Source organism: Pectobacterium polonicum, from assembly GCF_005497185.1.
Taxonomy (GTDB): Bacteria; Pseudomonadota; Gammaproteobacteria; order Enterobacterales; family Enterobacteriaceae; genus Pectobacterium; species Pectobacterium polonicum.
Genome location: NZ_RJTN01000039.1, coordinates 1 through 10,217 on the forward strand (window position 1 = coordinate 1; position 10,217 = coordinate 10,217).

15 protein-coding genes are annotated in these 10,217 nt (G+C 49.2%); 3 read left to right on the forward strand and 12 right to left on the reverse strand.

The features are described from left to right. Together EDI29_RS21900 and EDI29_RS21905 are read right to left on the reverse strand one after the other, a co-directional pair. Positions 1 to 977: terminase small subunit (locus EDI29_RS21900; protein WP_137742570.1), on the reverse strand; the 977-nt coding region annotated here is incomplete at its 3' end. 57 nt (positions 978 to 1,034) lie between these two features. Further along, positions 1,035 to 1,289: a DNA polymerase III subunit theta gene (locus EDI29_RS21905; protein WP_137742571.1), complete on the reverse strand. Its 255-nt coding sequence runs from the start codon at positions 1,287 to 1,289 to the stop codon at positions 1,035 to 1,037. A gap of 348 nt (positions 1,290 to 1,637) precedes the next feature. On the opposite strand from EDI29_RS21905, the gene EDI29_RS21910 reads away from it, so the two are divergent. Continuing rightward, on the forward strand, positions 1,638 to 2,144 hold the full coding sequence (locus EDI29_RS21910; protein ID WP_137742572.1) for a hypothetical protein: 507 nt from the start codon (positions 1,638 to 1,640) through the stop codon (positions 2,142 to 2,144). Positions 2,145 to 2,691: 547 nt separating this feature from the next. Here the strand turns inward: EDI29_RS21910 and EDI29_RS21920 are convergent. From EDI29_RS21920 to EDI29_RS21930, 3 genes are read right to left on the reverse strand one after another with little or no spacing between them, the layout of a single operon-like run. Beyond that, positions 2,692 to 3,222 (reverse strand): lysis system i-spanin subunit Rz, encoded by a 531-nt coding sequence (locus EDI29_RS21920; RefSeq protein WP_137742574.1) that lies wholly within the window; start codon positions 3,220 to 3,222, stop codon positions 2,692 to 2,694. Beyond that, entirely contained in the window at positions 3,219 to 3,746 is a 528-nt protein-coding gene (locus EDI29_RS21925; protein ID WP_137742575.1) for a lysozyme, read from the reverse strand. The genes EDI29_RS21920 and EDI29_RS21925 overlap by 4 nt, the downstream gene beginning before the upstream one ends. After that, the gene (locus tag EDI29_RS21930) at positions 3,746 to 3,961 is read right to left on the reverse strand and encodes a class II holin family protein (RefSeq protein ID WP_137742576.1); all 216 of its coding nucleotides are present in this window, start codon (positions 3,959 to 3,961) and stop codon (positions 3,746 to 3,748) included. The genes EDI29_RS21925 and EDI29_RS21930 overlap by 1 nt, the downstream gene beginning before the upstream one ends. Before the next feature lie 191 nt (positions 3,962 to 4,152). On the opposite strand from EDI29_RS21930, the gene EDI29_RS21935 reads away from it, so the two are divergent. Together EDI29_RS21935 and EDI29_RS21945 are read left to right on the forward strand one after the other, a co-directional pair. Next, positions 4,153 to 4,431 (forward strand): hypothetical protein, encoded by a 279-nt coding sequence (locus tag EDI29_RS21935; protein ID WP_137742577.1) that lies wholly within the window; start codon positions 4,153 to 4,155, stop codon positions 4,429 to 4,431. Between the two features lie 208 nt (positions 4,432 to 4,639). Continuing rightward, a complete protein-coding gene (locus EDI29_RS21945) occupies positions 4,640 to 5,530 on the forward strand; it encodes a tyrosine-type recombinase/integrase (RefSeq protein ID WP_137742578.1) in 891 nt (296 codons plus the stop codon). A gap of 382 nt (positions 5,531 to 5,912) precedes the next feature. Here EDI29_RS21945 and EDI29_RS21950 read toward each other — a convergent pair whose 3' ends face one another. The 7 genes from EDI29_RS21950 to EDI29_RS21980 form a co-directional block, all read right to left on the reverse strand. Further along, positions 5,913 to 6,530, reverse strand: coding sequence for a hypothetical protein (locus tag EDI29_RS21950; protein WP_137742579.1), 618 nt, complete (start codon positions 6,528 to 6,530; stop codon positions 5,913 to 5,915). Next, positions 6,527 to 7,111, reverse strand: a complete 585-nt coding sequence (locus tag EDI29_RS21955; RefSeq protein ID WP_137742580.1) for a recombination protein NinG — start codon at positions 7,109 to 7,111, stop codon at positions 6,527 to 6,529. The genes EDI29_RS21950 and EDI29_RS21955 overlap by 4 nt, the downstream gene beginning before the upstream one ends. Beyond that, on the reverse strand, positions 7,108 to 7,485 hold the full coding sequence (locus EDI29_RS21960) for an HNH endonuclease (RefSeq protein WP_137742581.1): 378 nt from the start codon (positions 7,483 to 7,485) through the stop codon (positions 7,108 to 7,110). Before EDI29_RS21960 ends, EDI29_RS21955 begins: the two co-directional genes overlap by 4 nt. After that, positions 7,482 to 8,075 (reverse strand): DUF1367 family protein, encoded by a 594-nt coding sequence (locus EDI29_RS21965; protein WP_137742582.1) that lies wholly within the window; start codon positions 8,073 to 8,075, stop codon positions 7,482 to 7,484. Before EDI29_RS21965 ends, EDI29_RS21960 begins: the two co-directional genes overlap by 4 nt. A 337-nt stretch (positions 8,076 to 8,412) precedes the next feature. Continuing rightward, on the reverse strand, positions 8,413 to 8,667 hold the full coding sequence (locus tag EDI29_RS21970) for a hypothetical protein (RefSeq protein WP_116226908.1): 255 nt from the start codon (positions 8,665 to 8,667) through the stop codon (positions 8,413 to 8,415). A 2-nt stretch (positions 8,668 to 8,669) separates the two neighbouring features. After that, entirely contained in the window at positions 8,670 to 9,149 is a 480-nt protein-coding gene (locus EDI29_RS21975; protein ID WP_137742583.1) for a hypothetical protein, read from the reverse strand. A gap of 42 nt (positions 9,150 to 9,191) precedes the next feature. Next, the coding region (locus EDI29_RS21980) for a DnaB helicase C-terminal domain-containing protein (RefSeq protein WP_137742584.1) at positions 9,192 to 10,217 on the reverse strand (1,026 nt) is incomplete at its 5' end.

Genomic DNA, 10,217 nt, shown 5'->3' on the forward strand with positions numbered 1-10,217 from the left:
TTGATCGGACCACCATCAGCACCCGTTAGCTCTGTTCGGTTTTTCAACATCCCTAAATGCTGAGCAACCATCTTCAGGGCGTCATCCTGATTGCGAGTGATGACCTCCAGACCGAATTTACCTTCTTTCACACCAGCATATAGCCGACGAGCTGCGCCGCGCAAATCTCGCGTGTCATGGAAATGCGACCGACTAACACCCATACCGTTACAGCGTGGACATTCAGGATTGGGATCGAGTTGTGCGTCAAAGCCATAGCCGCCGTTATCTTTCGGCTCCGGCTTCTTGGCTTGCTTTGCTCTGTCGCTCGCTTCTTCGAACTCTACCGCATCTTGCCACTGATACTGGAAACCAAATCCCCAGCAGTGACGGCAGCACAGGCGGCGCAACTCAGTGATCTGGTTAGCGTCAGCTGTCGCGATCTCCCACCACATTTTCAACACGTCATCTTGGGTGATTTGAGTGCGGCGTTCTCTCGCGTCCAGAGCGTCGCGAATGGCTCGGGTGACCTTTAAATTTCTATAAAGGATCGATGCAGCAGCGTAAGCCTGTTGCCCTTCACATTTGTACCCTGCCCGTTTGTATGCGGCGACTCGGTTAAGGTCTTTAAGGTACTCATTCACAAAGCGAGCCTGCATGTCGTTAAGCCCGTATTCATCAGGGTTTAGCGTCCAGTCATCGCCCACACTTTCAATTGACGGGCAATTCGAATCAATTTGATTTTCAATTTGAGGAATTGATTTTGATGGCTGCAAATCCGTCCGACCGTCCGACCGTCCGACCATTTTTTTTGGTCGGGGTTTTTGGTTGGTTTGGTCGGGGTTTTTGGTCGGCTTTTTCTGGCGAACCCATTTAGATTTTTTCGCCATGTCGATTAACGTGGACTTCGCTATTCCGTGCCTGTCGGCAACCTTCTGAATAGAGAGTTCACCGGCACAGTAATCGCGCTTGATAGACTCCATATCCGGCTTTGCCATGGCTGATCCTTATGTAACAAAAAACCGCCCGAAGGCGGTTACATTTTTGCGTGGTTTTTACTTCTTACCGTTGGCCTCTGCCATCTGCTGATACACAGCATCAGTGCCGCGCGGTAACGTTCTGCTCACGTTTCTGTAGTGCGCCACACGCTCACGGAAATATTCGCGCAGATGCTCCGGCTGTTCACGCTCTACCTGCTCGGCGATAACAGGCAGATTCATGCGCTCTTTGTACGCTACGCCGGACGCTGCTAAATCGACGTTAATTTTGTCCCGCTCGTCACGCGGTAAATCACCCAAATTATGTGACATATCCCCTCCAATGTTTCAGAGAGTATACAGCAGCATTATCACAGGCACTCAGTGAATGCCTGTTGGAATGCCAGCTACTTCCAAGCTAACGTGATATGTGATAGCAGCCAGAGAATGGACTCGATTACGCCCCAGCCAACAACAGCACAAATAATTCCTAGTATGACGAACGCACCTTCAAAACTGTTACTCCACATGTAAATACCTCGCTCCAATCGCTACTCACGGACGTATTGTGAAAAATTTGTGATGCAAATCTAAAAGAAATGCTTGTACCGAATTTCGGTACATTGTATTGTTATTTCAAGGGAGGGGGATTAGCCAACTCCAGCAGCCAGGGGCTATGTTATGAGCGAATCTGAATTGTTCGATAAAGACGACAAAATCGAAATGTTTGAAACCCTATGCAGCACAATGTACGGGAAAAACTGGAAATCCGAGATTGCGCGCGTATCAGGAATTAACGATAGAACTATCCGTCAATGGGCGGCTGGTGAGAGGCCGATTCCTGATATGTTCCTGCGCGGCCTACTGTCTGAATGCACTAGGCATATCGAATCCGTGCAATCTGCATTACGCAAATCCGCGAGAGATGTGAAGTGCTACCTTCCAGAACTCAAGGTTATTTACACGCCAGTTAAATTTTGCGTCAGCACATGCATCGACGAGCAAAAAATAGATTGGTTCGACGTGCTCGGTGAGCGCGTCGGCCTGATCGACGGTAATGTCATAGATAAAAATGGATATGAATATGTTCATGATGAATTTCTGCTATCCCCTAAATTTACAATCGAGGAACTGATAGCAGCAAAAAATGATTATTACGAAAAAAATAACCATCCGGGAATGTTTTAACAACGGTGATCATTATGTCAGCAGAACTAACGGTAAATCTAAAACTCATCGCCAGCGCGTTCAACCTCACTCGTCACGACATTGCCGAAATTGTAACGTTGGGCGGCATAAAAACATCTTCCTCGCGTGCTGACTCATGGCTGCGATCAAAATCAGCAACAAAAAACGCCTCCGGCAACTCAGAAAGTGCGGGAGATCGCACAAACAGAACGCACATCATCAGTAGTGAGGAATTCCGAGCATTTTGCGTTGGGCTAAAGCCTTGGGTTGACAGCAATAAATCAGCAGAGTAGCGTTAGTTTTATTCCCCGTCTCGGCGGGGATGAACCAAGTAATCGGACCATTGATTCACATTTCCCCGCATTCGTGGGGATAAACCTAGCAATCTGACTAATGATTCATATTTCCCCGCGCCAGCGGGGATGAACCGAGTATTTCGGAAGTGCTCCATAATTCCCCACACGCGTGGGGATGAACCTGATGTACAACTCCATAAGTCATACTTCCCCGCACCAGCGGGGACAAACCGCATAACTAACGCAGACATTCACTTCGCTATTACGCCCTGTGCCTGTAATGCCCTGATGTACTCATGCAGGTAAATCAACTTTGCCTGGTCGTCGTTTATTCCGGTTCTGATATCAAGAATGTTTCGTCCAGCAGTTGGAGAGAGTTGGACGGCGGTTGCATTGCCCAAGCCGCTGGCGCTGCGTACTGCTCCCGCTGATTGCTCGCAGGTTGCAAGGGCGGCGCTGGCGAACTGCACGCGACGCTTGCCGCTGACAATATCAGCGCGCAGGCGCTCATTTTCACGTTTCGCATTTTCCCGCTCCTTTGCGTGTTCGGCGTCTAACGCTGCTATTTGCTGCTGAAAGTTATGCTCACGATTACGAGCCGCTTCGCTATCTGCTGCTGCTTTATCTGATACGGATTTCAGCACCAGAGCATGTTCGCTTTTCAGTGTCGCTATATCAGCGTCATAACTCGTTGCTGTGAGCCACCAGCAAAACGAGCCGCCAGCGATTATTCCGGTCACTAGCGCCAAGCCTGCTATTTTCCATGACGGCAAGATTTTCATTTATCCAGCCCCCAGCACGATAATTCAGACTCTTGATCGCGTCGCTCTATCTGCCCGTAACAGTTATTTGAACGGATACGGCAATCGCGGCCTCCATCCCAAATCCAGCGCTTAATCTCACGGCATGCACCGAGCCGGTCACCAGCATTTAATTTCCTGTAGAACGTGGACGGGAAACAACGCCCGGGGCCGATGTTCCACGGGCAGAATGAGGCGATGCCGACTTTTTGAGGTTCTGTGAGCGTCACTTTAACGTTTCGGTCTACCCAATCGAGCGCCTTTTTCTGTTCTTCAGCGTCAATCTGCGCGCACTGTTGCGCCGTAAGTCGCATACCTTTAACTACAGGCTTCCCATCAACGCGAGTCACGCCGCCGCAGATTGTCCAGATGCCGCCGCCATCGGGATAGGCCACCAGCCGCACACCTTCTTTTTCTTGCTGAAACTGAGCCATCATGACGGGAGCTGACGCGCCAGCGGCAATAAGCGCCAGCATTACCGCGCTGAGTTTGCTTGCCTTTGACATTACTCACCCCGCGCCGCTTTGCGTCTGTCTTCTTTAATCTTGAAATGCAGATTGACGAGAAACGTCAGCAGACCGAAAACGAGGCTACCGAGAACGCCGATTGCCGCCCATTGAGTGGGAGAAACTGTATCGAGTAACTGGAGCATCCAATATCCAGAACTGGCACCGGACGCCCCGTATGAAATACCAGTGGTAACTTTGTCCATACGGATCATAACCTCACCTCCGTTTTACGGGGCGCTGTGTGTGATTTACAGGAAATAAAAAAGGCCACGCGTTAGCGCAGCCTGATTTCGTGAAAAAAAGAGAGAAAACATATAGTGAAATGCTTTACGTGATATATAAAGTGTTTTACTATATTTCCATCAAGACAAGATACAAACACCAACAAAAACGGAGATTCATTATGAAAAAGTTCTTAGAAAACGTAGGTAATGCCTCAACATCAGTTTCATTCAACGGGAAGCACATCGGATATAACGTAAACGCTGTGGCATATTCAGACGGCGATAAAATCATCATCGATCTTGAAACGAACGGAGCTAAATGGCGTCAGGCGCAATCCGTTGTTATGACTCAAGACGAATATGAAGAGTTTTGCCAGCCGCAAGGTCGCCAATTGTTTATCCGCGGCATTGAATTGTTTCACGGTGCAGAAGTCATGCTGGGAGGTTCCAACGAGTGACATTGCTTGCATACATAGAGACGTTTTTTGCTGGCAATCAGGCTGAATTCGCACGTAGCATCGGAGTAAAGCCCCCACAGATCACCCAGTGGATAAACAAGGGATTTATCGTTGTTGACGGCACCCTGTACAGCCCGCGTCGCAAAATCTCTGAGTAAGCACCCTCTCTACTGCCGTACAGGCAGCTTCATTTAAAACAGAGGGCGCTATGAACATCACAAACTACATTGCCCCAGCTCTAATCGGCTGGGCGAATCACTCATTTAAACGGGTTTCAACATGGCTCACTGTGTATGAGTCAATAATCAAGGCCAAGCCGTTCGATGAGAAAACCCTGAGCAACAAACTTACGATGCTGCGCACAGTAAATTCACTGCTCGGCAATATCCCAATGCGCAACGTTCAGCCACAACATATCGTCACCGTGTTGAATTTTTATATTGAGCAAAACAAAAACAGGTCAGCACAAATCTGTCATTTTCTGCTTACCGACATATTCAGAGAGGCTGAATATAACGGGTGGGTTTATAAAAATCCGGTGACATCAGTGTTAAAACCCGATGCGCTAGTCAGGCGGGAAAAGCTCACTCTGGCTGAGTGGCGTAGCATCTACAATGTTGCGCGGTGTGTCTGTCCCGCTTATTTTCACCACGCCATGAGGCTAACTCTCGTTACAGCACAGCGGCGTCGTGATATTTCCGATATGACGCGTTTGCAAGTTTTTGATGAGCATTTGCACATTGAACAACAAAAAACCGGGGCAAAAATAGCAATACCGATCGCGCTAACGCTAGAGGCTGCTGATATGTCGCTGCGTGATGTCCTCAGCGATTGCGCTGGAAATGCCTATATTCTGCATTCGCGCAGAGTATCACCTCACTCATTAACAACGTGGTTTCAGACAGCCAGAGACACCGCATTTGAAATTGAGCATTGGACGGGGACGCCGCCAACTTTTCACGAACAGCGATCATTAGCAGAGCGACTTTATCGCGATCAGGGAATCGATACGCGAAGATTGTTGGGCCACAAATACCAACGCACGACCGATCAATACAATAATGATTACGGGAAGGAATGGCGGCGGCTAATCATCTAGCTCGATCACATCCTGACGTTCTGTCATAAAGTCAGCGTCAGCGCGCTCTTCTTGTAGGAACGAATGCCAGTCATGGGGTTGTTGTGTGTTTTCATCGCTCATGCAACCCCTTCTGTTCTAGAAAAAACCCGCACTGATGGCGGGTTTCGGTGTTTTCTTTTTTTGCAATTCGGCGCTATGACAGGGGTACTGATGCAATGCATCTCGCGAATACCCCTGTCGTATCGCCGGAAAGCAAAAACCCCGCCGTAGCGAGGTTTTCGAATTTGTCAGATTGTCGCTTCTCATTGCTGCCATCGTGGCGCAGCTCTGCCAAGCATGAATACATTAAACAATTTATTGGCGCACTTTCAATGTTTATAATAAAAAAGAGCACAAATAATCAAATAGAGATTTGCTCTTGCTCAGTTAGTAGTTTTCGAGACGACAGGAAAACTTTCGCCCTGAATATGTCCAGACACCAACGAACGCGCCTTCTCGCCTCACTTTCAGTTAGCCACGGCGCGATCGCCTGTAGCTCACGTGTAATATCTGAGATTTTTTTGCGCGTAGTGTAATACTGAACGCCCACCATATAGACCGGATCATTCGCATCTAATGCCAGCAATACGCATTGCTCGACAAAATCAGCATCATCATTACGCATAGCCTGATCGATAACACTTATCGTGGTCTGCGGCCAGAGAATAGCATGAGCACGATTCATTACGTGCTGGCCTTTATATCCCTCGCTACGAGCTTGATTCAATGCGGCTGTAAATCGCTCCAGCGCCTTATCCGACCATCGACTACCTCTCAGGCCATTCCAGCATGCATGTCTCCGCGGCATTCTGGGACCTGCTTCACCCCTTACCCCCTCGCCCCATGTGGTGAGTAATGATTTTATCCAAGCAGACTGGACGGATGTTAAAGGGGTAAATCTCCCTAAATAACTTTTACGCGGCGCAGTGGCTATAATTCCCAACCCTGCATTATGTTGACGGCGTTGGCGTGGGGTCATGCTGCCTCCTGCTTTTTCAGTTCACGTAAATTAGCCCGTGCGGTTGCCCGGATTTTGTCGAGTTCTTCCCGCGTCCATCGATGTGCGTTGTTGTTAGCCTCCAGTTCCTGCACGCGAACCTCTCCGATCCGTTCCACCAGCGAAATGCGGTACGCTTCGATATTTCCCGATTTGTGGACGTTGCAGGTGTGGCACTGTAGCCACAGATTGTCAGACTCAAATCTCAGATGTGATGCGGCGGCAGTTGTTCTGTAGTGTCCAGCATGCCATGCGAACGCCTCACGTGTTCCGCAGGATATGCAGCAATCGCCAGCGGACAGTAAAGATTCCCGCCGCCAGTCGTTCACGGCGCGCTGTGTCATGCCTATCCAATGCGAAAGAGGCTTTACAGCCGCCTTGCGTTCACGCCATGCAGCCTGATCCGCTTTCTGTTTTTTCTGCTGCTGGCGCTGCTTTTCTTTTTCACGGAGCTGTATCGCGTACTGCGCACCGTGTTCAGGGCAGCACCAGCGGACGTTTTCAAATTGCGGGGTGAATTTCTCGCCACAGATTTTGCATTTACGACGCGTTGGCTTTTTCATGCGTCACCTTCCCGCTGATATTTTTCGAACCAGAACACGACAGGATTACCCGTCGGTTTTACGAGTCCAAACGCCTCAGCGACTCTATAGCTACGGGACGCCCTGCGGGTAACATCAACTTGCGTAGCAATTCGTTCTCTGAACAACTCAACAGGACAGCTCGACTTATACAAATTGCATGGGATGCAGGCTGGATAAAGGTTTTCTAACGTGTTGTTTTCCGGCCTTTCCATTGCGTAATTCTTGCTGATATTTCGCAATACTGGCTCGACGTGATCGACATGAAAACAAGCAGTTAAAATTTCCCCGCAGTAGGCACAGCGACCGCCAAATTTCATACGAATTTCTTCACGCTGCTCTTTCGATAGTTTCATGCGGCGTACTCCAGCAGCTGCGCGGCGGCGTTTTCAGCAGCTTGCGGTGTGGGGAATGTGCGATAGAGGATGTAATTCCAGAGTACGTTCAGCACCGCTTTATAGAGTTCGCCGAACTTCAGATCATCCATTTTTGAAAACTTAATTGATTCGGGTTCGTTACGGCGGGTGCCATCGGGCATGTAAAACGTAACGTAGAATCCCGCTTCAATCGTCACCCATGATCTGAACGACTCGAACGATTTCACCGCCGTGATATTGACCGCTCGTTTCTGTGCAGTATCGCTGAGATATTGATCAGCTAGTTCCTGAATTGTCCCTTCATGGCCTGCGTAGTACGCAATCCATTTTACAAAGCCGTTTACAAGAGATTTATCAGCAGGAGATATGGCACCGCCGTCCGGTTCAAAGTAGTGAAAGCCGAGATTCAGGAGTGAGAAGAATTTACGATGAAATGCCGCGTTTCGCGCTTGCTTGAAATCGGCATAAATAACCGCGCCCGTCTTTAGCTTCTTGACGAACTCGTTAGAATCAGGCGTGGCGGGAATTAATATCCCACCAGCTGACTTTACAAATGAATGCTGTGCCATTACCTATCCTCAGTAATGGCGCAGTTGCTTTGTTTGGGTTATCGGGTGTTCAGTCCGATGTGTTTATTGTACTAAAAATAAAAATACAGTGTTAGCGGCAACAATAAATTAATAAACATAATTAGCGTCACTATTTATATTTGTGACATGTCACAGTTAAACGATTAATTTCATTTCATGCCACCCTTGCGTATTCCAGCACTCCGAATCCCCCTGCATGCAGCATGATGCTACTGGCAACGACTCACCGCATTTCCCGCAAATGCGGTGACCGATCACCTTAATTTTCTGGCGCACGTGCGCATCGCTTCGATTAATTGAGTGGTTGATAGTGTGGTCATTTGGTCTTGCCTCGTTTTTGGTCGTGATATTCGCGCCAGTGGTTCAGACGCGCTCTAAAATGCTCCCGATACTGCTCCGCTACCGTGTCCAGCTCTTTTTCAACGTGGCGCCGCAGTGTTTTTCCCGCGATTAACGAGTTGATCAGCTGATTGGCTCGTTTATCCAGTTCCAACTTGTCCTGAAACTCTCGCGGCCACTCAGCGATATTGATCGGTAGCCCAGCGGGCAGATAATCCGAGTTTTCGTACACGGTTATTCACCCGTCATGCCGCGACCGGCTCGGTCTGAATTCAGATAAAAATCTTTATCAACCGACTCAAGAGTGAATTCAGGCGTCGGTTTTTCGTGACGTGTAATTTTTACGTGCGGGGAATTGATCATTGATGTCAGTCGCCCACTGAGTTTTATCAGCGTCGTACCATGACCGGGATAGTGTTTATCCAGTGCTGCCAGAATCTGTGTTTTAGTCAGCGTCTTCCCGATCATCACGCTGATGAGGCTTTTTGCATCCAGCGTTACATGTGGCTTGGCCTTTTTCTGTTTCCGGCTAGCAGTTTTAAGGAGTGGAGCGAACTTAGGTTTAACAACCTGAACTGGCGCAGGAGCCGGCACGTACGGTGAACGTGTGCGAGCGCGGGCGTTTGCGTTCATAGTCCAGATGATCCGCGCGGTGTGGTCGCAGCCGTCATCGGTCATGAATGGGCGTGCGTAAATAACATCAGTTGTAATCATGGTCTTGCCTCGGTCGGTTAATTAAGCGCTGGTCAGGCGCGGTTAAAATGCTTGGATGGTCTCTTTTTTGGTGTAACGTCTTGCCCTGGGTGTTTCGTTTCTGCTTCTTCGTTGCGCGATATCCTCATCTGTAGTGTCTCTGAAGTACCCATCGGTCAGCAGGACATGAGCGGTACCGGATGGCCCCTCACGGTTTAATCGCAAAATCACTTCTGTCAGTTGTGGGTCTGCGTTCTCGTCATAGACACCTTCACGATAGAGGCCGATCCAAACGTCGCAATCCTGCTCGATCTGTCCGCTGTCTTTACTGTCAGAGGGGAGCGGGCGTTTATCTGCTCGTTGCTCAAGGCTGCGGTTAAGTTGAGTGAGTAACAGCACAACGCAATTCAATTCTTTCGCCAGATTCTTTAGGCCTGTCGTTATCGCGCCGTAGCTGATATCACGCCGTTCCGCGGCTTCTCCACGCATCAATGTGAGATAGTCAATAGCAACCAAACCCACAGCACCGCGCTGACGCTTGATCCGTCTACACTCCCCCGTTACGTGGGCAAGAGAGATACCAGGCGTGCTATCAATAAACATGTTCGATTCGGCGATATCTTTTGCCATAGCCATTGCTCGGCTCATGTCACTTTCGTTGTGAGCGCCAACATAGAAAATATTCGAGCTGGTGCGGGATTCTTGACTCACCATCCTTTCGATTAGCCGCGCATCGGTCATTTCCAGACTAAATAACAGCGTCGGTAATCTGTGGTTCAGTGCAAAATGAGTGGCCACGCGGTTATAAAACGCGGTTTTCCCCATCTTTGGGCGAGCGCCGACAACAACGAGCGAACCGCGTAAAACCTGTTTGGGTTCCATCACGCGATCTAGGTCTTCTATCCCCAGAGTCAAGCCGCCGGCATGCTCGGGGTTACTGAATCGCTGCTTAACTTCCGCAAGCCAATCATCAACAACGTCCAGCGCTGGGCGTAATCCGCTGCTGCGCCCTGTAGCTGTTGCCTCGAACGCCTGATTAACTAACTGCTGGGCGCTGCTTAATCGCTCCTCAATGCTCATTGAGCCTCG